22 protein-coding genes are annotated in these 23,342 nt (G+C 50.1%); 18 read left to right on the top strand and 4 right to left on the bottom strand.

The genetic code is table 11. The features are described 5' to 3' along the window. Positions 1-163: 163 nt before the first annotated feature. The 7 genes from H8S80_RS14735 to thiI all read left to right on the top strand — a co-directional run bounded on the left by H8S80_RS14735 (position 164) and on the right by thiI (position 9,017). Positions 164-2,872, top strand: a complete 2,709-nt coding sequence (locus H8S80_RS14735) for a diguanylate cyclase domain-containing protein (protein ID WP_117631867.1) — start codon at positions 164-166, stop codon at positions 2,870-2,872. Next, positions 2,869-3,438 (top strand): hypothetical protein, encoded by a 570-nt coding sequence (locus tag H8S80_RS14730; RefSeq protein ID WP_002602477.1) that lies wholly within the window; start codon positions 2,869-2,871, stop codon positions 3,436-3,438. Before H8S80_RS14735 ends, H8S80_RS14730 begins: the two co-directional genes overlap by 4 nt. A 674-nt stretch (positions 3,439-4,112) precedes the next feature. Then, the gene (locus tag H8S80_RS14725; protein WP_002602478.1) at positions 4,113-4,859 is read left to right on the top strand and encodes a sulfite exporter TauE/SafE family protein; all 747 of its coding nucleotides are present in this window, start codon (positions 4,113-4,115) and stop codon (positions 4,857-4,859) included. A 9-nt stretch (positions 4,860-4,868) separates the two neighbouring features. Continuing rightward, positions 4,869-5,825 carry a 50S ribosomal protein L11 methyltransferase gene (gene prmA / locus H8S80_RS14720; RefSeq protein WP_117631869.1) on the top strand — a complete coding sequence of 319 codons (957 nt, stop codon included), beginning with the start codon at positions 4,869-4,871 and terminating at the stop codon, positions 5,823-5,825. A gap of 8 nt (positions 5,826-5,833) precedes the next feature. Next, positions 5,834-6,571: a 16S rRNA (uracil(1498)-N(3))-methyltransferase gene (locus H8S80_RS14715; protein ID WP_117631871.1), complete on the top strand. Its 738-nt coding sequence runs from the start codon at positions 5,834-5,836 to the stop codon at positions 6,569-6,571. Between the two features lie 14 nt (positions 6,572-6,585). Next, positions 6,586-7,740: a cysteine desulfurase family protein gene (locus H8S80_RS14710; RefSeq protein ID WP_117631872.1), complete on the top strand. Its 1,155-nt coding sequence runs from the start codon at positions 6,586-6,588 to the stop codon at positions 7,738-7,740. A 98-nt stretch (positions 7,741-7,838) separates the two neighbouring features. Beyond that, complete coding sequence (gene thiI / locus H8S80_RS14705) at positions 7,839-9,017, top strand: tRNA uracil 4-sulfurtransferase ThiI (protein WP_117631875.1); 1,179 nt, start codon at positions 7,839-7,841, stop codon at positions 9,015-9,017. A 225-nt stretch (positions 9,018-9,242) separates the two neighbouring features. On the opposite strand, the gene H8S80_RS14700 is transcribed toward thiI, so the two are convergent. Next, entirely contained in the window at positions 9,243-9,476 is a 234-nt protein-coding gene (locus tag H8S80_RS14700) for an HPr family phosphocarrier protein (protein WP_002602483.1), read from the bottom strand. A gap of 151 nt (positions 9,477-9,627) precedes the next feature. On the opposite strand from H8S80_RS14700, the gene mtaB reads away from it, so the two are divergent. The 9 genes from mtaB (at position 9,628) to H8S80_RS14655 (ending at position 17,004) form a co-directional block, all read left to right on the top strand. Continuing rightward, positions 9,628-10,947 (top strand): tRNA (N(6)-L-threonylcarbamoyladenosine(37)-C(2))-methylthiotransferase MtaB, encoded by a 1,320-nt coding sequence (gene mtaB, locus H8S80_RS14695; protein WP_029466885.1) that lies wholly within the window; start codon positions 9,628-9,630, stop codon positions 10,945-10,947. 149 nt (positions 10,948-11,096) lie between these two features. Next, positions 11,097-11,357 carry an IreB family regulatory phosphoprotein gene (locus tag H8S80_RS14690; protein WP_117631877.1) on the top strand — a complete coding sequence of 87 codons (261 nt, stop codon included), beginning with the start codon at positions 11,097-11,099 and terminating at the stop codon, positions 11,355-11,357. A 387-nt stretch (positions 11,358-11,744) separates the two neighbouring features. Further along, positions 11,745-12,185, top strand: coding sequence for a Holliday junction resolvase RuvX (gene ruvX / locus H8S80_RS14685; RefSeq protein WP_029466884.1), 441 nt, complete (start codon positions 11,745-11,747; stop codon positions 12,183-12,185). Positions 12,186-12,191: 6 nt separating this feature from the next. Then, positions 12,192-12,470 carry a DUF1292 domain-containing protein gene (locus H8S80_RS14680; RefSeq protein WP_002602487.1) on the top strand — a complete coding sequence of 93 codons (279 nt, stop codon included), beginning with the start codon at positions 12,192-12,194 and terminating at the stop codon, positions 12,468-12,470. A 45-nt stretch (positions 12,471-12,515) separates the two neighbouring features. After that, positions 12,516-12,983: a Fur family transcriptional regulator gene (locus H8S80_RS14675; protein ID WP_002602488.1), complete on the top strand. Its 468-nt coding sequence runs from the start codon at positions 12,516-12,518 to the stop codon at positions 12,981-12,983. 22 nt (positions 12,984-13,005) lie between these two features. Then, the gene (locus H8S80_RS14670; protein WP_002602489.1) at positions 13,006-14,673 is read left to right on the top strand and encodes a ribonuclease J; all 1,668 of its coding nucleotides are present in this window, start codon (positions 13,006-13,008) and stop codon (positions 14,671-14,673) included. A 47-nt stretch (positions 14,674-14,720) separates the two neighbouring features. After that, the gene (locus H8S80_RS14665; RefSeq protein WP_002602490.1) at positions 14,721-15,116 is read left to right on the top strand and encodes an MltG/YceG/YrrL family protein; all 396 of its coding nucleotides are present in this window, start codon (positions 14,721-14,723) and stop codon (positions 15,114-15,116) included. Then, positions 15,113-15,772, top strand: coding sequence for an O-methyltransferase (locus tag H8S80_RS14660; protein ID WP_002602491.1), 660 nt, complete (start codon positions 15,113-15,115; stop codon positions 15,770-15,772). Before H8S80_RS14665 ends, H8S80_RS14660 begins: the two co-directional genes overlap by 4 nt. Beyond that, positions 15,769-17,004 (top strand): peptidase U32 family protein, encoded by a 1,236-nt coding sequence (locus H8S80_RS14655; protein ID WP_002602492.1) that lies wholly within the window; start codon positions 15,769-15,771, stop codon positions 17,002-17,004. Before H8S80_RS14660 ends, H8S80_RS14655 begins: the two co-directional genes overlap by 4 nt. 98 nt (positions 17,005-17,102) lie before the next feature. On the opposite strand, the gene H8S80_RS14650 is transcribed toward H8S80_RS14655, so the two are convergent. Beyond that, positions 17,103-18,992, bottom strand: a complete 1,890-nt coding sequence (locus tag H8S80_RS14650) for a sensor histidine kinase (protein ID WP_181987943.1) — start codon at positions 18,990-18,992, stop codon at positions 17,103-17,105. A 174-nt stretch (positions 18,993-19,166) separates the two neighbouring features. Here H8S80_RS14650 and H8S80_RS14645 point away from each other — a divergent pair, with 174 nt between their 5' ends. Beyond that, positions 19,167-19,469 carry a helix-turn-helix domain-containing protein gene (locus tag H8S80_RS14645; protein WP_117631879.1) on the top strand — a complete coding sequence of 101 codons (303 nt, stop codon included), beginning with the start codon at positions 19,167-19,169 and terminating at the stop codon, positions 19,467-19,469. Continuing rightward, positions 19,399-19,896, top strand: coding sequence for an RNA-guided endonuclease TnpB family protein (locus H8S80_RS14640; protein ID WP_051446869.1), 498 nt, complete (start codon positions 19,399-19,401; stop codon positions 19,894-19,896). The genes H8S80_RS14645 and H8S80_RS14640 overlap by 71 nt, the downstream gene beginning before the upstream one ends. A gap of 134 nt (positions 19,897-20,030) precedes the next feature. Here the strand turns inward: H8S80_RS14640 and H8S80_RS14635 are convergent, their stop codons facing one another. Then, entirely contained in the window at positions 20,031-22,484 is a 2,454-nt protein-coding gene (locus H8S80_RS14635; protein ID WP_117631882.1) for a hypothetical protein, read from the bottom strand. Further along, the gene (locus tag H8S80_RS14630; protein ID WP_117631884.1) at positions 22,481-23,203 is read right to left on the bottom strand and encodes a LytR/AlgR family response regulator transcription factor; all 723 of its coding nucleotides are present in this window, start codon (positions 23,201-23,203) and stop codon (positions 22,481-22,483) included. The genes H8S80_RS14635 and H8S80_RS14630 overlap by 4 nt, the downstream gene beginning before the upstream one ends. Between the last annotated feature and the right edge of the window lie 139 nt (positions 23,204-23,342).

Below are 23,342 nucleotides of genomic sequence, written 5' to 3'. Positions count from 1 at the left end.
TTACTGAAAATTCTTGTAAAAATTTATGAATCCTTACAATTTTATACAATACACAAAATATAATTGGTTGTATCTTGTAAAAAACAGTAAAAACCAGTAAAATAGAAATCAGTAAAAGAAACATATCAGTTTCGGCTTTGGGGAAATCCGGAAAGGGTAAGGGATGACAGAAGAAGAGCGGCAGGTTTTAGAGTTTGTCAGGCGGTTTCACCAGGTCTGTCTGGAAGAGCAGGATATGGAACAGGTCGGTCAGATGATTTCTGACGATATTGAATGGACTGGTGCAGGAAGATACAATAGAGTAAATGGACGTGAGAACATCTTAAACGCTTTTGAGGCGGATCAGAACGGAAAGAAGTACGATTATCAGATCCTGAGTGCGGATTATGCGGTATCACTTCTCGCCGGACATATTTATTCCTTTTCAGGAAGCTGTTACGTCAGAGGAAAGCGGGAAGTTCTGGAGGACGGCGAGCGTGTGGTGCGCGCAACGGGCATCTGCCGGTTTGAGGACGGCGTCGGGTATATGATGAGACTTCATCACTCTCTTCCGAACCGTGCGTGGGAATCCGATCTGCAGCGCATGACACAGGAAGATGTGCGGGTGCTGCGGAGTCTGGTCGGTTTGCAGTCAAAGGAACTGGAGGAGAAAAACTCTAACTTGGACGCGCTGATTCAGAATATCCCCGGCGGCGTTATCTGCTGCAGGGACGATGAGGATCTGGAGCTTATATTTTACAGCGACGGTTTTTTAAAGATGTTCGGCTATACAAGAGATGAGATGGAGACGGTCCTTGAGAATAAGTTCAGCCGGATGATCGTGCCGGAAGATTTGCAGAGCACGCGTCTGGACGTGATCCGTCAGATGAAGAACGGAAACACCAAGGAGATCGAATACCGTGTGATCTGCAAGGACGGAAGTTATCTTGTCATTCAGGATAATGGACAGCTGGTCATGCGGGACGGCCAGCCCGTCTTTTACTGCATTCTGATCGACATTACAGAGCGCAGAAAGGCGGATGAGGAGCTGAAGATGAGTCTGGAACGGTGCCAGATTATCTTAAATCAGGCGACAGACATTATTTTCGAGTGGGATATTAAGAGCGATACACTGACCTGCTCGCCGAACTGGATCAAAAAATTCGGATATCAGGCGATCCGTGATCACATATCGGAAGAGGTATTGAGACGGGGCAATTTACATAACGATGATAAAAAGATCTTTGTGCAGATGCAGAAAGAAGTCCTCTTAGGATCCCCCTACGGGGAAAATGAGATCCGGATAGCCACAAAGGATGGGCGCTTTATCTGGTGCAGGGTGCGCTACACGCTTCAGACGGACCAGGACAAGCGGCCGGCACGGGCCATCGGACTGATTGCGGACATCGACAAGGAGAAGCGGGAAAAGGAGCGGCTGCTGGAGCTGGCGGAACAGGACTCGCTGACCGGCCTCTACAACCGGGGCGCGGTTCAGACGCTGATCCAGCGGTATGTGGTGAAGGCGCTGCCGTCGGACCGCTGTGCGCTGATGATTCTTGACGTGGATAATTTTAAGAAGGTCAATGATATTTACGGCCATTTAAGCGGTGACGCGATGTTAAGAGACATTGCGGACATGCTTCGCAGGCTGTTTCCGGAAAATGCGGTTCTGGCGAGAGTCGGCGGAGATGAGTTCGCGGTCCTTTTGTACCATGTGAGAACTTTGGGTGAGGTGGAGGAGAAAGCGGACGGGATTCTCAAAAATTTCCGGTCGATTTTAAGGCAGCAAAAAGATATCATATCCTGTTCGATCGGTATCTCCATCGCTCCCGAGAACGGTGATAACTTCGCAAGCATCTACAAAAACGCCGATGCGGCGCTCTATCAGGCCAAACGGCAGGGGAAAAACAGATATGCCCTCTATGCGGAATCGCTGGAGGATGTCATGACACCGGAGGGACAGACGGACGTGGCCGGAGCGGCGGTTATGGATCAGAAACTTGCAGACCAGAACCTGACAGGCTATGTGCTGGATATCCTGAGCCGCTCCCACAGCATGGAAAAATCCATCAATCAGCTGCTGGAGATTGTCGGAAGACAGGTGGATGTGTGCCGTGTCTACATTTTCGAGGATGACGAAGATGGAATCAGGTCCTCCAACACGTTCGAGTGGTGCAAGGAGGGGGTCCAGCCCGAAAAGGAGAATCTGCAGAGCATAAATATGGAGGAGCTCGATCATTACTACGATAACTTTAATGAGGAAGGAATCTTTTTCTGCCGGGATGTCAGTACGCTTCTGACGCATCAGCGCATGATCCTGGAAAATCAGGGGATTAAGTCCGTGCTGCAGTGCCGGATCATGGACCAGGGGAAGCCGAGGGGATTCATTGGTTTCGACGAATGCATGAAAAACCGTTACTGGACCGGCAATCAGATCCGGCTGCTTCAGACCATTTCCAGGATTCTCGGTATCTTTTTAATGAAGGGAAGGGCGCAGGAGCGGCTTGACAGGGCAATGAACGGATTTTCCGCCGCATTGGAGGAGCAGAGAGACTGGTTTTATATTCTGGACATGGAGACGTGTCAGTTTCTCTACACCAGCAGAAAGGTGCAGGAACAAGATCCGGCGGTCGTCTGCGGCGGTGTCTGTTACCGTGTATTCTTCGGGGCGGACCGGATGTGCGAGGGCTGTCCCATGCTGATGCTGGATTCCGTCAGGACCAGTGCGTCGAGCCTCGTCTGGAACCGGAATAGGAAATGCTACGTGCATACCCGCGCCCAGGCTGTATTGTGGCCGGGAGGAAGAGAGGCGTGCATGATCAGCTGCCGCATTGTGGAAGGACTGGAAAAACAGAGAGAGGAACCAGAAAATAGCTTGGAGGAAGAAAAATGAAAAAAATAAGAAGATTTGCATGGACAGCGGTGCTGGCATTCTGCGCGATCCTGTGGTTTTCCATGGCGGCATTTGCGGATGATACGCAGGAGGTACGGGATTTTCCGGGATTTAACGGTTCCGGATCGAAGCAGGTCGGACCGATCGAGGGCAGCGTCTCCTATGACTGCTGGTACGATGACGACGACAGCGATGATGACGATGGCGGACCGGGCGCTTATACGTATAAGAGGGGATGGCGCTACAGCCCGGGCGGCTGGTGGTTTCAGAACAGTGATGGGAGCTGGCCGTCCAACGGATGGAAGCACATCGACGGCAGATGGTATATGTTTGACAATGGCGGGCACATGATGACCGGATGGTACACCGATGGAAACGGCAATAAATTTTACTTAAATCCGACTGACGACGGCACGCTGGGTTCCATGAGAATCGGATGGCAGATCGTCGGCGGAAAGGCCTACTATTTTAACACGATGTCCGACGGTACGCTGGGACGTCTTCTTGTGAATACGACGACGCCAGATGGCTACCATGTGGGTACCGACGGAATCATGGCACAGTAGCCGGGACGGAAGGGCGGGAGCCCCCGTATTCTGAACAGCCTGGAAACATGGATGACAGATAAGAAATAACAGATAGGAAATAACAGATGAGGCATATTAAATGAGACAGAAAAAGGCTGAACCTGCTTGCCGCGGGTTCAGCCTTTTTCGTTTCGATTACAAACTCTAATTGCCGTTAGATTGTAATATGTGAAAATGCGTTCTGTGTCCGGTCCCTCATGACTCAGGGCGAGTGTGATGTGGTGTAATGCATCAAGGAATTTCGTTTTTCTTGATATTTTTTGCCCCTTGTGATCGGTATGGAACAGAAGTGATTTTCATCCGTTCAATAGATTAATGCATGAGGATCGTGTTTTATTGCATCTATTTCAAAAAAAAATAAAAAAAATTTATTTTTCTTTTTCGCTTCCATGCGTTATGATGGAACAGACAGCCGTACAGGTCGAAAAATGGCGTAAATCCGCCATTTTTGAAAGAAGAAGGCCCCGGTAAACACAGTTGCTGTTGCAGCGATATCAAAACTATGCTATGATATCATGTGGTTTATTTCCGTGAGCAGCGAGCCAGACGGACATGTCTGCATGTCCAATGGGAGGTTTTCGCAGGCGGCGGATCATGTCGGATTATCTGAATGACTGGAATCAGTCACAGATGAAAGAGAGGAAACGAATATAATGCACCAGTATCTGATTGTATGTCCGCTGGTATTCTTAGCCGGTTTCGTAGATTCCATTGCCGGAGGCGGCGGTCTGATCTCACTTCCCGCCTATTTGGCAGCAGGGGTTCCGCCTCATTTGGCGCTGGGAACGAATAAGATGGGATCGACCATGGGAACGGTCATCTCCACGGCGAGGTTTGCGAAGAGCGGCTACATCAAATGGAAGCTGTCCTTATTTGCGGCGGCCTGTGCGATCGTCGGTTCCATTATCGGTTCGAACTTATCTCTGCTTGCCAGTGAGAAGTTTTTAAAGGGAATGATGCTGTTCGCCCTGCCGGTTGTGGCTTTCTATGTTTTGAAAAATAAGGATATGGGCGATAATAAGAATACGGGAAGTCTTACGGAGAAGCAGATGATGCTGATCAGCATGGCTGCCGCGCTGGTGATCGGTACATATGACGGCTTCTACGGCCCGGGAACGGGTACCTTCCTTCTGTTAGTTTTAACAGGGGCGGCGAAGATGGACTTGAGGACCGCATCGGGAACGACAAAGGTGATCAACCTGTCCTCCAATATTGCGGCGCTGGTGACATTTTTAATAAATGGAAAAGTACTGCTTCCGCTGGGAATTACAGCGGGCGTGTTCTGTATCGCGGGCCATTATATTGGCTCCGGTATGGTGGTAAAGAGCGGCCAGAAGGTCGTGCGCCCGGTTGTTCTGGTGGTACTGTTGTGTCTTTTTGTGAAAATTGTGAAAGGGTAAGGGATTGCTATGAAATGGAAGAAATTTACGCTGAAGACCACGACGCAGGCCGTGGATTTAGTCAGCAGCATGTTTGATGAGATCGGAATCGAGGGAATCGAGATCGAGGACAATATTCCGCTTACGGCGGAGGAGACGAAGGGGATGTTTATCGATATTCTTCCGGAGCTGCCGCCGGACGAGGGTGTGGCGTTTGTCAGCTTCTATCTCGACGACAGCCATGACATCGCCGGCATCCTGAAGAGTGTGGATGAGGGACTTGATGACCTTTCCATGTTTACGGATCTGGGAGAGCGGACCATCACCGAGAGTGAAACAGAGGATAAGGACTGGATCAACAACTGGAAACAGTATTTCAAGCCGTTTACCGTGGATGATATCCTGATCAAGCCTACCTGGGAGGAGATTCCGGAGGAACACAAGGACAAGCTTCTCATTCAGATCGATCCGGGAACAGCGTTCGGCACGGGCCAGCATGAGACGACTCAGCTCTGTATCCGCCAGCTCCGCAAATACGTGACGCCGGAGACGGTTCTTCTCGATGTGGGAACGGGAAGCGGAATTCTGGGAATCACTGCCTTAAAGCTTGGTGCGAAGGCGGTGTTCGGTACGGATCTCGACGAGAACGCCATTACGGCGGTCGGTGAGAACCTGGAGGCCAATGGAATTGATTCAGAGAAATTTGCAGTCCTTCAGGGCAATATTATCGACGATAAAGATGTTCAGGACGCGGCGGGATACGAAAAGTATGACGTGGTAGTGGCAAATATTCTGGCGGATGTCATCATTCTGCTTCAGAGGGAAGTTCCGGTACATTTGAAAAAGGGCGGAATCTTCATCACCTCCGGCATCATTAATATGAAGGAAGAGGCAGTGAGGGCGGCATTTGCGGCCAACGACGCCTTTGAAGTGATCGAGGTAACGTATCAGGGTGAGTGGCTGTCGGTTACGGCCAGGAAGAAATAGGGAAGAGTATGTATCATTTTTTCGTAAATCAGGATCAGATTGGGCCGGAGACTGTGACAGTCACAGGGCCTGACGTGAACCATATAAAAAATGTGCTGCGCATGAAGCCGGGAGAAGAAGTCCTGATCAGCAACGGTGTGGACAGGGATTATTTATGTAAACTTGAGACGATCGCGGCGGACAGCGTGACCGCGGCGATCGTCTCGGTTACGGAGGGCGGTACGGAGCTGCCCGTGAAATTTTACTTATTTCAGGGGCTTCCGAAGAGCGACAAGATGGAGCTTATCATCCAGAAGGCAGTTGAACTGGGCGTCTATCAGGTGATTCCGGTAGAGACGAGGCGCACCGTCGTGAAGCTGGACGCGAAGAAGGAAGACGCAAAGGTGCGCAGATGGAACGCCGTCTCGGAGAGCGCGGCGAAGCAGTCGAAACGCCTGATTATTCCGGAGGTGACCGGTGTGATGTCATTTCGAGAAGCGCTCCAGTACGCGGGTGGATTCGATAAGAACATCATTCCGTTTGAGCATGCGGAAGGGATGGCGGACACAAAGGCATATTTTACAGGAATCAGGTCGGGCATGAGCTGCGGAATCTTCATCGGCCCGGAGGGCGGATTCGAGGATGACGAGATCGCGATGGCCTCGGAGGCCGGAGTGAAGCCGGTGACACTGGGAAAACGGATTCTGCGTACGGAGACGGCCGGGCTGGCAGTGCTGTCCGTCTTAATGTTCCAGATGGAGAATTGACGAGGAGAATTTAAATGGAAGTTTATTTTGATAATTCGGCAACGACGAAGGTGCTTCCGTCGGTGGCCGATCTTGTGCTGAAGGTGATGACGGAGGATTATGGAAATCCGTCCGCGAAGCATGGAAAGGGCATGCGCGCGGAACAGTATATCAAAGAGGCCGCGGAGATCATCGCCGGGACACTGAAAGTATCTCCCAAGGAGATTATATTCACCTCCGGCGGCTCAGAGTCCAACAATATGGCGCTGACCCGGACAGCCATAGCCAATAAACGGGCCGGTAATCATATCATCAGCACCTCCATCGAACACGCCTCAGTCTACAATCCGCTGGCGTATTTGGAGGAACAGGGCTTTCAGGTGACATATCTGCCGGTGGATCATGACGGCCATATCAGCCTGGAGGATTTGGAAAACGCCATCCGCGAGGATACGATTCTTGTATCCATCATGTATGTGAACAATGAGATCGGCGCGGTGGAGCCGGTGGAAGAGATCGCAAAGCGGATCAAAAAGAAGAATCCGGCGATTCTGTTCCACGTAGATGCCATTCAGGCGTACGGAAAGTTTGTCATCCGGCCGAAACGGCAGGGTATCGATTTACTCTCGGTCAGCGGCCATAAGATTCATGCTCCGAAGGGAATCGGTTTTCTGTATGTGGACAGCCGGGTTAAGATAAAGCCGCTCATCTACGGCGGCGGCCAGCAGCGGGGCATGCGCTCCGGCACGGAAAACGTACCGGGGATCGCCGGACTCGGTGAGGCGGCCAGGGAGATGTATCAGAACCATGGCGAGAAGATGAAACAGCTCTATGAGTTAAAGGATTACATGATAAAACGGCTGGATGAGGTCGAGGGAACCACGGTCAACAGCCTTCCGGGAGAGTTGTCCGCGCCTCAGATCGTGAGCGCCAGCTTTTCCGGTGTGAGGAGCGAGGTGCTGCTTCACGCGCTCGAGGACAAGGGAATCTATGTTTCGTCCGGATCCGCGTGCTCCTCCAACCACCCGGCGGTCAGCGGAACCTTAAAGGGAATCGGGGTAAAACAGGAGCTGCTGGATTCCACACTGCGGTTCAGCTTCGGTGTATTTAATACGAAGGACGAGGTGGATATCTGTATCGCAGCGCTTAAGGAGCTGCTTCCGGTGCTCCGGAGGTATCAGAGAGGCTGACAGCTATGAACAATCAGAACGGCTGACCTGGCAGAAGGCCGCAATGCTGAACTGGGCTTTCAGAACGGAATGCCCGGCAGAGAAAAGAAAGGATCAATATGCAGTATAAATCATTTTTGATAAAGTACGCCGAGATCGGCGTGAAGGGAAAAAACCGTTTTATGTTTGAGGACGCACTGGTGACACAGATCCGGCACGCGTTAAAGGATATCGATGGAGATTTTATGGTGGTGAAGGAGTCGGGAAGAATCTACGCCACAGCGGAATCCGAGTACGATTTTGATGAGGCGGTTGAGACGCTTAAGCGTATTTTCGGCATCGCCGCCATCTGTCCCATGGTTCAGGTGGACGACAATGGATATGAGGACTTAAAGAAACAGGTGCTCGCCTATGTGGATGAGGTTTATGAGGATAAGAATTTTACCTTCAAGGTAAATGCCAGACGCGGCAATAAAAAGTATCCGGTAAATTCCGACCAGATCAACAGGGATTTAGGGGAAGTGATTCTGGATGCGTTTCCCGAGACGAAGGTGGATGTTCATCATCCCGAGGTCATGCTCCATGTGGAGGTGAGAAACCGGATCAACATTTACTCCATCGTCATTCCGGGACCGGGCGGTATGCCAGTGGGAACCAATGGAAAGGCCATGCTGCTCTTAAGCGGCGGTATCGACAGCCCGGTGGCCGGTTACATGATCTCAAAGCGCGGTGTGAAGATTGACGCCGTTTATTTCCATGCGCCGCCTTATACGAGTGAGCGCGCAAAGCAGAAGGTGGTCGATTTAGCGAAGCTGGTATCGAGGTATTCGGGACCAGTCCATCTTCATATCGTGAATTTTACGGATATCCAGCTCTATATCTATGATCAGTGCCCTCATGAGGAGCTGACCATTATCATGAGACGTTACATGATGCGGATCGCCGAAAGACTGGCCGTGGATGCCGGAGCACAGGCTCTGATCACAGGGGAGAGCATCGGTCAGGTGGCTTCCCAGACAATGCAGTCCTTAGCCGCCACTGACGCATCCTGTACGATGCCGGTATTCCGTCCGGTTATCGGATTTGACAAACAGGAAATCGTGGATGTAGCTGAGAAGATCGGAACGTACGAGACATCGGTTCTGCCCTTTGAAGACTGCTGTACCATCTTTGTGGCAAAGCATCCGGTTACAAAGCCGAATTTGAAGATGATTGAGCGTTCGGAAGAAAAGCTGAAAGAAAAAATCGACGAAATGGTGGAGACTGCCATCAATACAGTAGAAAAGGTATGGTGCTGATGCATCGGACGAACTTTCCCGTGAAAGAACAAAGAGTCCGGCTCGCCGGACTCTCGCGCCGGAGCGCGGTTGCTTCAGCAGCCAAACTTCCTTAGCGCGGAGTGCGCATACCCGATAAAGCGGGGTACGCTGTCCTGCCCGGGGGCTTTTTATGTAATAGGAGCACCTTCCTATAACATAAAAAGCTTCAACCGTGAGACACGGTTGAAGCGCTTACTTGTCCGATTAATCAACGATGTATGGCTTTAAGATGTTTACGATCTCATCCACGCTGCTCTCAGAATGAATGTTTAAATCGATCGGCTTGGATAAGTCTAAACTGAAGATGCCCATAATGGACTTGGCATCAATAACGTATCTTCCAGATACCAGATCAAAATCGGTATCGAACTTGGTTAAGTCATTTACAAAAGATTTTACTTTGTCGATGGAGTTTAAAGATATACGCACTGTTTTCATGTGAAAAAACCTCCTTGAGATTGTTCTTTTTTTGATCAGGGAATCCCCGCTTGTTCAAGTTCAATACTACTGGCATATGGGTTAAAAGTCAATGGTAATTTTACATGAAAATAAACTTCACATACTGTTTATTTAGATAGGAGAAAATAAAATGAGAAAGGCAGCCCTGCATAACCTTGGATGCAAGGTGAATTCATACGAAACGGAGGCTATGCAGCAGCTTCTGGAAGAGGCGGGATATGAGATTGTTCCATTTGCCGAAGGCGCGGATGTGTACATTATCAACACCTGTTCAGTAACCAATATAGCCGACCGCAAATCGAGGCAGATGCTTCACCGGGCAAAGAAGATGAACCCGCAGGCCGTGGTAGTGGCGGCAGGCTGCTACGTGCAGTCGGCAGGAGAGGCGCTCAAACTGGACGAAGCGGTGGACCTGGTCATAGGAAACAACAAGAAGACTGAGCTTGTGAGAATCCTGGATGACTACTTTGCAAACGAAGACCACACCGTGGAAGAGACGGTAATCGATATCGGGGCGGCAAAGGATTACGAGGCCCTGACCATCAAACGGATCGCCGACCACACCAGGGCGTTCATAAAGGTCACAGACGGATGCAACCAGTTCTGCAGCTACTGCATCATTCCTTATACGAGAGGCCGGGTGCGTTCCAGAAAGCTGGAGGACGTGCGCGCCGAGGTCGAACGGCTGGTGGAAGCAGGATATAAGGAAATCGTGCTGACAGGGATTCATTTGAGTTCCTACGGCGTGGATTTTGAAGAAGGAGAGAAGAAGACGCTTCTCGACTTAATCGTGTGTCTCCATGAGGCAGAGGGACTCTTAAGAATCCGTCTGGGCTCTTTAGAACCGCGGATCATCACAAAAGAGTTCGCGGAAGCGCTGGCGTCCCTTCCCAAAATCTGTCCTCATTTCCATCTGTCCCTTCAGAGCGGATGTGATGCAACGCTTGCGCGGATGAACCGCCACTACACGACGGAAGACTATTTAAGCCGCTGTGAGATCCTGCGGGCGGCGTTTGACTGTCCGGCGATCACCACCGATGTCATCGTAGGCTTCCCGGGGGAGACAGAAGAAGAGTTCCAGACAACAGAGGCGTTCTTAAAGGCGGTTCATTTTTACGAAATGCACGTCTTCAAATATTCCAAACGCGAAGGCACCCGCGCGGCCGTCATGCCCTCCCAGATCCCTGAGCCGGTAAAGACCGAACGAAGCGGAGTCCTCCTTTCGCTGGAAAAAGAAATGTCCCTGGAATACCGAAAGCAGCATCTCGGAAAAACCACCGAGGTACTGATGGAAGAAGAGTTCGAGTGGGAAGGAAAGCGTTACATGATCGGCCATACAAAAGAGTACATTAAGGCCGCGGTACCGTTTAGAGAAGACCTGAAAGGAAGAATGATTTCCGGCATACTTGAGACCTTGCTAAACGACGAAGTATTTCTCCTAAAAAACTAAGAAGATCCATTCAGCCTCCACCCCCTGCGGAATTTCGGCGTAACTTATCCCTAGAAAATTCAGGAAAATCAGGAATTTTTATTTTTTTTCTTGCCGAAACAGCAAATATGGTTTAGAATAGAGAAGAACAGTTAAAGGACGTGAGCGTAATGGGCGATATTCATAATACACAATTTTTTGGTTCAGTACAGGAAAACAAGCTGAATGTAAGCCAGGTTCTGGAGCAGGTCTATATTGCCCTTTCAGAGAAAGGGTATAATCCGGTCAACCAGATCGTGGGTTATATCATGTCTGGAGATCCTACTTATATAACCAGTCATAAGAACGCCAGAAGTCTCATCATGAAGGTAGAACGGGATGAGATCCTGGAGGAGCTTATGAGGGTCTATATCGATACGATGCTTAAGTAATTTTACGTGGTAAAGAGAATCTGTAATTTGACTGTCAGATGAAGGAATAAACGGACTCTGGCAGTTGTTTTTTCGTGTTGAAAAAATACCAGTTTTATTTCCAGCGGCAGCAGTCAGAGAGACATGCGGGCATGTTTATCCGGTAACTGCTGCGGGAGCCAATACCCCGCCACCTGCGGGGCGCAAATGTGATGCCCCGTTGTCCGCGGCGGGGTATTTGAATTTTGCTGCAGTTCCTCAGATAACCGATAGAATGGCTGAACTGGAGCTTTTATTTCCGCAGGCAATGAGTCAGGCGGACATGCCCGTATGTCTGTCCGGCGGCCGCGAGTGTCAGGAATCCTGCCGTTAGCGGCGGGAGATTTGACGAATATGGAGAAAATAAATATGAGAATAATGGGCCTTGACTACGGTTCCAAGACTGTTGGCGTCGCCGTATCCGATTCCCTTGGCATTACTGCCCAGGCGGTGGAGACGATTACGAGAGAAGACGAGAACAAATTAAGAAAGACTTGCGCCCGAATTGAAGAATTGATTCGGGAATATGAGATTGAAACCATTGTTTTGGGTTATCCTAAGAATATGAACAATACTCTGGGAGACCGTGCAGAGAAAACAGAAAGTTTTAAAGCCATGCTGGAGCGCAGGACCGGACTGCCGGTGGTACTCTGGGATGAGAGGCTTACAACCGTTCAGTCGGAACGGATCTTACAGGAGAGTGGAGTCAGACGGGAAAACCGGAAGGCGGTCATCGACAAAGTGGCGGCCGGATTGATTCTGCAGGGCTATTTGGACAGTCTGCCAGGCGGCACGACCAGAGGAGAATGACGAACGATGAGCAACGAAGAAAAGAAGATCACATTGGTGACAGATGACGGCGGAGCCGTGGATTTTTACGTTCTGGAAGAGACCAGAATTAATGGAATGAGTTATCTGCTGGTGACAGATGCGGCGGATGACGAAGAAGGAGAATGTTACATTCTGAAGGACTTATCGGAGAGCGACGATGCGGATGCTCTTTACGAGTTCGTAGAGGATGATAACGAGATAGATTATTTATTTAAAATATTTTCCGAACTGCTGGAAGACGCGGACGTGGATATTGAAAAGTGATGAAGATTTCATGTTAGGAAATAACGGATTTTGAGGGACTCGTATATGGAACAGGAAGTTTTTAAAGACATGCTTCGTAAAAAGGGACTCAAAGTGACAAATCAGCGCATGCTGGTACTGGAAATCATGGCGGAGCGCCCGGGTGAACATTTAACGGCGGAGGACATCTATGACCTCGCGAAAAAGAAATGCCCGGAGATCGGACTGGCCACGATATACAGGACCGTGCAGGTACTGGTGGATCTGTCGGTAATCGATAAGGTGAGCTTTGACGACGGTTTTGCCCGCTATGAATTAGGGGGCCTTGAAAGTGAGTCCAGACATCACCATCATCACGCAATATGCAGCCGCTGCGGCAGAGTATTTTCATTTGAAGGAGACCTCCTTGATACACTGGAGCAGACCATTTCCGATACCATGGGATTTAAGGTGACGGATCATGAGGTAAAGCTCTACGGGTACTGCAGGGATTGTCAGAAAATCATGGAAAAAGAAAAACAGGACGGAAAATAGATAGAAAAATGGAGGTAACAGATTGAAGAAACAGGACAGTAATGCAAAAATTAAGATCATTCCCCTAGGTGGAATGGAACAGATTGGTATGAATATTACCGCGTTTGAATACGAGGACAGCATCATCGTAGTGGACTGCGGACTTGCTTTCCCCAGCGACGACATGCTGGGCATCGACTTAGTCATTCCGGACGTAACGTATTTAAAACAGAACATCGACAAGGTGAAGGGATTTGTGATCACCCACGGCCATGAGGACCATATCGGGGCCCTGCCATACATTTTGAAAGAGGTCAACGTGCCGGTCTACGGTACGAAGCTGACCATTGCACTGATCGAGAATAAGTTAAAAGAGCACAATTTATTAAAGAATACGAAGAGGAAAGTAATCAAGCACGGACAGTCCATCAACCTTGGATGCTTCCGTATTGAATTTATAAAGACAAACCACAGTATCGCAGACGCTTCCGCACTGGCCATCTATTCACCGGCGGGCGTGATCCTGCACACCGGCGACTTTAAGATCGACTACACGCCGGTCTTCGGTGAACCGGCCGATTTAGAGCGTTTCGCGGAGCTGGGCAAGAAGGGCGTTCTGGCTCTGATGTGCGACAGCACCAACGCCATCCGCCCGGGATTTACCCCATCGGAAAAGACGGTGGGAAAGACATTTGACAATATCTTTGCAGATCATAAATTTAACCGTATTATCGTTGCCTCTTTTGCCTCCAATGTGGACCGTGTGCAGCAGGTGATCAACTCAGCGGCCAAATACGGACGCAAGGTCGTGGTAGAGGGACGAAGCATGGTGAACGTCATCGGAACGGCCAGCGAGCTGGGCTATATCGACATCCCGGAGGGAACCTTAATTGATATCGACCAGCTGAAGAATTATCCGGACGAGCAGACCGTGCTCATCACCACAGGAAGCCAGGGAGAATCCATGGCGGCCCTTTCCCGTATGGCGGGAAGCACCCACAAAAAGGTATCGATTAAACCGACCGATGTGATAGTGCTCAGCTCCACTCCGATTCCCGGCAATGAGAAGGCCGTGTCCAAGGTTATCAACGAACTGGCCATGAAGGGCGCCGAAGTAATCAATCAGGATACCCACGTATCCGGCCATGCATGTCAGGAAGAGATCAAGCTGATCTACGCTCTGGTGCGTCCGAAATACGCGATTCCGGTTCATGGAGAGTACCGCCATTTAATGGCTCAGAAGAATCTGGTACAGGCTATGGGTATTCCGAAGGACAACATCGTTATCATGTCCTCTGGAGACGTGGTGGAACTGGGACAGGAGTCCTGGGGCATCGTGGATCACGTTTCAGCAGGCGGAATCCTGGTAGACGGACTGGGTGTCGGCGACGTCGGCAATATCGTGCTGCGTGACAGACAGAACCTGGCTCAGAACGGTATCATCATCGTCGTGCTGACGCTGGAGAAATACAGCAATCAGCTGCTGGCCGGCCCGGACATCGTGTCCAGAGGCTTCGTCTATGTGAGAGAATCCGAGGATCTGATGGAGGACGCAAGAGCGGTCGTGAATGACGCCGTGATGGACTGCCTCGACCGCCATGTCAACGACTGGGGCAAGATCAAGAATATTATCCGCGACAGCTTAAGCGATTTCTTATGGAAACGGATGAAGCGGAATCCGATGATTCTGCCGATTATTATGGAAGTATAGGATAAGCATCAAAGAATCAGGACTTTCGTGTTGAAAGGGATGACAGTATGAGCCGTGCTACAAAAGAGATCAACAGAATAACGGGAGCCATCATCGGGATATCCGGAAGGCTGATTGTCTGCGCACTGGTCGTGCTGCTTCTTTACGAAGGCGTGACAAAGGGCTATGAATTCGGCCATGAAATTTTTTACGCCACGTCTGTGGAAGCTGCGCCGGGAAGAGACAGGAGTATCACCGTGGAGGAGGGAACCTCCATCACGGATGCAGCGAAGCTCCTTAAGTCGTACGGGCTGATTGCGAATGAATATTCATTTGTCATACAGGCCATCTTTTTCGACTACGAAGTGAACCCCGGGACGTACACCGTGAACACCTCTATGACCTCCAAGGAGATTCTTCAGATGATGAACGAAAATACCGGAGAAGAGGAAGAGAAGGAATGATAGGGAACGACAGAGTCACGGACTACATCAATTCGCTGGAGAGAAGCCGGGGAACGCTCCTTTCGGAGCTTGCGTCAAAGGCCCGGAAGGAACGGGTGCCGGTCATCCGCGAGGAGACCGCCTCATTCCTGATCTCTCTGGTGGAGGCGAAGCGGCCGGCGGCTATCCTGGAGGTCGGCACCGCGGTGGGCTACTCGACACTTTTAATGGCGGGGGCCATGCCGGAGAACTGCCGCATAACAACGATTGAAAAATATGAAAAACGGATACCAGAAGCCCTGGAAAACTTCGAGAGAGCGGGGGAGAGTGAACGAATCACCCTGCTCCCCGGCGATGCCGGAGAGATCTTGAAGAAACTTACCGGTCCCTATGATTTTATATTCATGGACGCGGCGAAGGGCCAGTATCTTGTATGGCTTCCCGAAATCATGAGACTCATGGTTCCGGGAAGTATGCTTGTCTCGGACAATGTGCTGCAGGATGGCGATATCATCGAATCGCGCTATGCGGTGGAACGGCGCAACAGGACGATCCATGCGCGCATGCGGGAATATTTATACGAATTGAAACATACGGACAGCCTGGCCACGTCGATCATACCCATCGGGGACGGCGTTGCATTAAGCGTTTTTAGAGAAAGAGATGTAAAAAGATGAGAAAGACAGAACTGCTTATTCCGGCTGGAAGTCTCGAGGTGCTGAAGACCGCCGTGATTTACGGTGCGGATGCGGTCTATATCGGCGGTGAGGCCTTCGGTCTGAGAGCGAAAGCAAAGAATTTTACGAATGAAGAGATCAAAGAGGGAATCGCCTTTGCCCATGAACACGGTGTAAAGGTCTATATAACAGCCAATATTCTGGCTCACAACGATGATTTAGCGGGTGTGGAGGCGTATTTTGGAGAACTGAAGGAGATCGGTCCGGATGCGCTGATTATCTCAGATCCGGGAGTATTCGCCATCGCCAGGCGGGTGATACCCGATATGGAGATCCATATCAGCACCCAGGCTAATAATACGAACTACGGAACGTACCGTTTCTGGTATGATCTGGGGGCAAAGCGCGTGGTAACGGCGCGTGAGCTTTCTTTAAAGGAGATTAAGGAGATCAGAGAACACATTCCGGAGGATATGGAGATCGAGAGCTTCATTCACGGAGCCATGTGCATCTCCTACTCAGGGCGGTGTCTTCTGAGCAATTTTATGACGGGCCGGGACGCCAACCAGGGGGCCTGTACCCATCCCTGCCGCTGGAAGTATTCCATCGTCGAGGAGAAGCGTCCGGGTGAGTACATGCCGGTTTATGAGAATGAGCGGGGCACGTTTATCTTTAACTCCAAGGACTTATGTATGGTCGATCACATACCGGAGATGATCGATGCCGGGATCGACAGCTTTAAGATCGAAGGGCGCATGAAGACGGCGCTCTATGTGGCGACGGTGGCAAGGGCTTACCGAAGGGCCATCGATGATTACCAGAGGGACCCGAAGCTTTATGAGGCGAATTTAGACTGGTATCGGGAAGAGATCGCCAAGTGTGTCAACCGGGAGTTTACCACAGGCTTCTATTTCGGAAAGCCGGACGCATCGTCCCAGATCTACGAGAACAGTACGTATGTGAAGGATTACACGTATTTGGGAACGGTTGCTTCGGTGGATGACCGGGGCTATGCGAGAATCGAACAGAAGAATAAGTTTTCGGTGGGGGAAACCATCGAGGTGATGAAGCCGGACGGAACGAACAGCGAGATAGTCGTCAAAGCGATTTACGCGGAAGACGGAACCCCGCAGGAGAGCGCACCCCATGCGCGCCAGATGGTTGATGTGGATCTGGGGATTGCGATGGATCCGTATGATATACTCCGGCGTTGTGAGGTTGGAGGGGAATAGACAGAAGCGGCCAAAGCAATGGCAAAAGCGTATCAGTAAGATGTGACGCTTTTGCCATTTTTGCTGTCCAAGAAAGCGCATAAACCGGCTATATGCTCTTAGACCTGCTTCCACAACACAAGAGAAACTTCAAATTCATCTTCATCAGGAGTCAGATAGAACTGGCCCCCGTTTGCCTCTGCCATGCTGCGGACACTGGAGAGGCCGATTCCGGCTCCTTCGTGTTTGGTAGAGTAAATCCGGCCTTCAAGGACGGTAAATTCTCCATTCCAGTGGTTTTTCACGGTGATCAGCAGGTTGCCCTTTGCAATCTTTGCGTATATTTTTACGGAGCGGAGCTCCTGGGGCAGCTTTTCAGAGGCTTCGAAGGCATTTTCCAGGAGATTGCCAAGCAGAACTCCGAGGTTCCAGGCTTCCAGCTTTAATTCCGCCGGGAGAGAAACATGAATGGAAAGTGGTATCTGCTTCTGTAATGCGCGCTGCCGGTAGTAGGTGAGAACCGCGTTAGCTGCGTGGTTATCGCAGAGAACCGGCCATTCGGTCTGCTCAGAACTGTTCTCGTAGCCTTCCAGATAGTCCTCCAGCGCATCATACTGCTTCTGGTTGGTAAGTTCCTTGATTGCCGTGATATGGTGGCGCAGGTCATGCCGCATCTTACGTGTCTCTTCTATGCTTTTTGACAGGATCCGATAGTTTTCTTCCTGGAGGGCGAACTGTCCCTTCATCAGCCGCATATTCTCAGCGAGTGCGGTACGTTCCGCATAGGCCCGGATCGTATCAAACCAGAGTCCGCCGGCCAGGAGAAGGATAAAGAGGAATCCTGCATTTTCTGTCTGCCATCCAAAACGTACTGGCTCAAAGACCGGAGCGGCCGCCTGAACCAGAAGGGCGACGGCGATTGTACAGAGACCCGCCAGGAGCAGGCTTCGCATGGTCTCCGTCTGTTCCCTGTTAAAGAATGCAGTGGTAATGAGCCAGCTGAAAAGAACGAGTTTGAAGCCGTCTAAGAAGACTGAGTAGAGCAGCATAGCAGTTAAGCTTCCGTTTAACAGCAGAGCGGGAACCACAAGAGAAGCCAGAGCTGCAGCTGCACAGACGAAAACGGCAAATCGCTGCGGCCTGCCTTTGATACCGCAGAGACTGCAGTGCAGCGCACAGATTGCGGTAAGAAACAGGTAAAAGCTTAAATCTTCCAGATAATAGGTCCAGTATCCGGCGCCAAATAAATGAAAGAGCGGATACATGACATGCATGGTGAAGAACAGGCATACAAGAGAAAACAGTATCATGCGTCTCCGTTCCCCGCCGGTTTTGATGCCAATGAAAAGATACAGGATTCCGATGGTCAGTGATGCAATGACCATGATACATGTGCGCAGAAATCGGAGGGAAATTAAATCGGATACTGCATCTGTTGATCCGAACGCCGGAGGATAGACCATGCCGCTGTAATAGTGACGTGTATCCGCGGCCTGTACGACCAGCTCTGCCTTTCCAGCCGCGGAGAAGGTAATCATACCTGTGCGGATGGAGGGGGACGGATTGACGGAGGTTACATCACCTAAGATGCTGACAGGCCGGCCATTTACCCAGATTCGTGAGGCGGAATAGATTTCAGGCAGCTCCAGCGCATATTCGTTTACTTCCGGAGGAAGCAGGATGGTCAGCCGATACGTGGCGCAGCCATGAGGATTGCCGTTTTGATCACCGGCTTCAAAACCTCCGTACTGTCCCAGATAGATAAAATGAGGCTTCTGCCCGTTAAATTCGCCGGGGGCAATCAGCTTTTGCGGATAGATTTCCCAGCCATAGGTCAGAACAGATAATGGCTGCCTGTCTGACCGCAGATCAAGAATCCCCTGCTCTCCCTGTATTCCGGGAAAATGATATTTGTTGTCATACCGGTATTGCAGGAAAAACAGAAGGATCGTGCATAGTACGACGAGCAGAAGCAGGCAGAGCCGCTTAAGGTAAATGTTTTTCTTCATAAACTGCACATGGAGACTCGTGCCTTTAGACATGAGAGGAATTGTGCCCCTCCTGACTCTTTCGCAAGCTCCTTCTCCTTTTTGTTTTTTAACTTCTCGAACGTTTGTTTGATTTTTACTTCTGATTGTGGTAAAATATATTCAGTCCATAATCTATTATGAGGTATAAAATCTATGAAATCTATTACTATTACTGCTAAAGTCAAACTATACCCTACATCAGAGCAGATGATTATTTTGAATAAGACACTGTCCGTTATCCGGGATGTGCTGAACTTTGTCTCCGCATTCGTTTTTGGACAGGAAGGCATCCGCTATCTCGAATTAAACCATGCCTTATACTACCCGGTCAGACAACAGTTTGGACTCCGCTCTCAGATGACACAGAGTGTATTTAAGACCGTCCTTGCAACGTGCAAAAGCCCTTGCCCTGCGCAAGCGCCTGCAGACATGTGGAACAAAATCAGCAAAGCGTAAGCTTAAAAAGCTCCGTGAGAAAGAAAACCGTTACGTAACCGCGGTAAACCATGCGGTTACGAAGGCACTTATCTCACAGTATGGAGCAGGTACGCTTTTTATTATAGAAGATTTAACCGGGATTCGTACTGTCACGGAGCACGTCCGTTTCAAATCCCGATACGTAATAGTCTCCTGGGCGTTTTACCAGTTCCGAGAGATGCTGGAATACAAAGCAGCGCTGTCGTATTCAGAAGTCCTTGCGATAGACCCGAAGTACACCAGCCAGAGCTGTCCGGTCTGCGGTAATACAACAAAGGCTAACCGTAACAGAAAGAAGCATGAATTTTGCTGCACTGTCTGTGGTTACCGGAGTAATGACGACCGTACCGGAGCCATAAACATTTACCGTAAAGGATGTAACACTCTGTTCGCAGAGGCCTGTTAGGCAGAACCGAAGCAGGCGGGCTGCCGTCAATCAGCCTGTTGTAGCCAATGTTTGAGGTAGGAGACATGAATCACATGTCGTACTACGTGTAGTTGAGTTACAAGCCCGTGCCTTTAGACATGGGTAATTGACGATTATCTTTTCCTTATCATTCGCAGGCCTGCGAATGCACCGCCTGAGACTGCCGCGATTCCCACGAGCAGACGCAGAGGGAGAAAGAGAGAACGCGGTGACGCGGTATGAATTTCATCTGTTTTGTCAGGAACCGTCTCTTTCACCGTGTTAGCCGGGGCATTAGCCGGTATATCGGAGACGGATTCAGTAGGATCAGACACGTTCTCCGACTGGGAAACTGGTGCTGGGGGCTTGAGTACGGCAGTTTGGTATGGATTGTCGTCATGTTTGTTTGGAACAGTGAAGATGGTGCCGGATTCTGAAGTATTATCTTTTCCGCCCCCGGATTTGGAGGCATTCCTTTCGGTAGTTTTCGTGGGAGGAGCAGTCGGTGTCCCGTTGGGAGGAACCGTCGGTGTTCCGTTAGGTGGATCAGCGGGTGTATTCGTGGGTGGAATCGTCGGTGCTTCAGTGGGAGGAGCAGCCGATGTATTCGTGGGAGGAACCGTCGGTGTTCCGCTGGGAGGAGCAGTCGGTGTATTCGTGGGAGGAGCAGTCGGCGCTTCAGTGGGAGGAGCAGTCGGTGCTTCCGTGGGTGGAATCGTCGGTGCTTCCGTGGGCGGAACCGTCGGTGCTTCCGTCGTCGGCTCTGTTGGATTGGAATCAGGTCTATCCCCCTCATCGTTCTTGTCAAACAATCCTTCCGGTGGTTTCTCAAACCGCTTTCCGCCGCCGCGGTCACCTCCAATATCGGTAGAGTATTCAAACCGTCCTGTTGCTGCATTGTGGGTAACCGTTACGTAAGCAGAGTAGCGCTCCAGATCGGAAGCCTCCGCCTGCTCAATTTGAAAGGAATAGCCCATATGATCCAAGGAGGTATCTTTTAAATAGGAGACGGAGAGAGAATCGTTACGAAGCGCCGTGCTGCTGCTGTCTGTAATGTCATACCAATTTTCGCCCCAGTCGGTGGAACACCAGACAGTCAGACTGGTAAGATCGTCAAATGTCAGAGGGATTGTGTCTTTCTCAGTCACGGAGAAGAAATTCAGCTTCACCTGATTCTTTCCCTCGGGAGTATCTTCCGATGGGGATAAAACAAAATCACAGTTTTCCGAATAAATCGAAATCGTCAGCGTAAGCTCAGGCATGGATTCAAACTTCAGAAGATAACCGTACTCCTCTTTCATTTCGTCAGAGAACTCTCCATGTATGATCGTATCGCCTTTCCGATTCCAATCAACGGCGTCCAGCTCATCCTGATTCCATTCCACCGGAATCAATTTTTTTGCTTTCCACAGGCCGTTCGGTTTGTCCCCATAGAAAACCGAGATTGTATTATAAAAGCCCCAGGCGATATCTTCCTGGCAGCCGATGGCAGCCCGGGCGATGAGCGGCAGGGGATCGTAAACATAAGGGTTGCCAATCCGGTAATCCAGAATCTGGTAAGGACCGTTTTCGCTGGGATCGTCATCCCAGTTACTGTTTCCCCAGTCCGCTCCGCCCATTTCGCCGTCAGACGGAATGATGGAGACGGTTTCAATCATTCCGTCGCCTCCGATATCGGCCTTCACAATGTCGGAATGGTATGACAAAACACCGCCAAGGCGAAGGTCCGTGACCTGGAATAAGCTGTCTTCCTCCACACCGGAAATCGTAAGATGGTCTTCCTCCGCCCATACCCGGTTGTCTCTGGTAATATTGCGCCAGTTTGTTCCGCCGTCACGGCTTTCGTAAAGCTCATAGTTTAAATCGGATATGGTATAGGGGTCTCCATTCATGACATAGGAGAGTGTCAGGATATTCCCGTCTGTTTCAGGAGTAAAGCTCAGCGTGCCTCCCTGGTCCACTTTGATGATAAACGAAAGGAGCGGCGCATGATCCCAGTCGACCGGAACTTCACAGGAAGCGGTATCCAGAATGCCCGTTACCCTGTATTCTCCCTCACGGTTAAAATCCACGCCAGACAGGTCCCAATCTACAGCCAGCCAGAGCGGATCATAAAGAAAACCGTCAGGCCCCTCTAAGTATACGTCGATACAGATTGGAAGCTGTTCTGCATCAGGATTAAATTCGGCCCCCATTTTGACAAGCATCGGCTGAGATAGGCACCAAAAATCATAGGAAGAGACGGTGTAGAGGATGCCGTCTGATTCTGCGGGGGATTCCGCTCCCTTTCCGTCTCCCCGGTCTGGGTCGGAGGCCGCGTTACCTGGAGTGGCCCGATTCTGGTCAGTACTGTCTCCGGTTTCCGTTTCCGTCCCTTTCTCTGTATCTGATGCGGTTTCTGTATCTGTATCTGAGGAGGCGTTGCCTGTATCTGAGGAGGCGTTGCCTGGAGTAGCCGGATTACCGTTTACTGTAGTACGTTTGACTTCCGCCGAGTTGGCGAGAGCACTTACAAAAGTTCCCGCCATGGCGGAGAACAGTACGGTGGCGGTCATCACGGCGTATACTGCAAAACGATGCTTTCTCATGTTTTATCCCCTGTTATAGTAACGGTCAGGTAACGGCCGTATTCTCTCTCAAATGTTTTTTCACAGGTCCGGCTTAAGGGGACCTTATCACCTGAACTTAAGTACAGATCATTTCCATTCCTTTTTGTAATGTAATCCATGTTTACCAGATAACTGCGGTGGGTGCGCAGAAAACGGCTGTCAGAGAGCTGATGCATCACTGCATCCAGTGTGGAGCGGAGCGTGATGTCGGAATCAGCATGAATCACGGTTTGATTCCGGAATACTTCTACAAATCGGATTTCTCTGAGGGGGAGGCGAATTTCCTTCCCTCCCGCAGAAAAGAAGGCAAATTTAGAAGAAGCTGTTAGCACTTGTTGACACCGGTCCAGTGCCATTTTCACCCGGCCATAGGTGACCGGTTTTACCAGGTAATGCGCGGCATCGACCTCGTAGCTTCTGGCGTAATGCTCGGTACTGACAGTGACGAAGATAATAGCGCAGTCATTACCATTTGCCCTCAGAATTTCTGCTAAATCCATGCCGGACAGAGGAGACATATAGATATCCAGAAATAGTATTTTGATATCCGGATCCTGACTGGCCGCTTCCAAAAGCCTCTCACTTTTATTAAATTCTAAAATTGTATAATCGAAAAGATTATCAAGAGCATATTGATTGATGAATTTGCGCAATTGATTGAGAACAGGCTGCTCATCGTCACATATTGCTATTTTCATACAAAAATCCCCTCTCTGTTTCCACATATTACAGTCTATTTAATCATAGTAGCAGGATTGCCGCAAGATAAAAATTACCAATTGTCCCTTTTTCCTGCCAATTGTCCCATTTTTATTTCTAAAAAAGTAATTTGGATTT

This window comes from Hungatella sp. L36 (genome assembly GCF_014288035.1).
The sequence above is the reverse complement of the archived record's forward strand: the minus strand, read 5'-3'. Positions and strand labels throughout refer to the sequence as shown.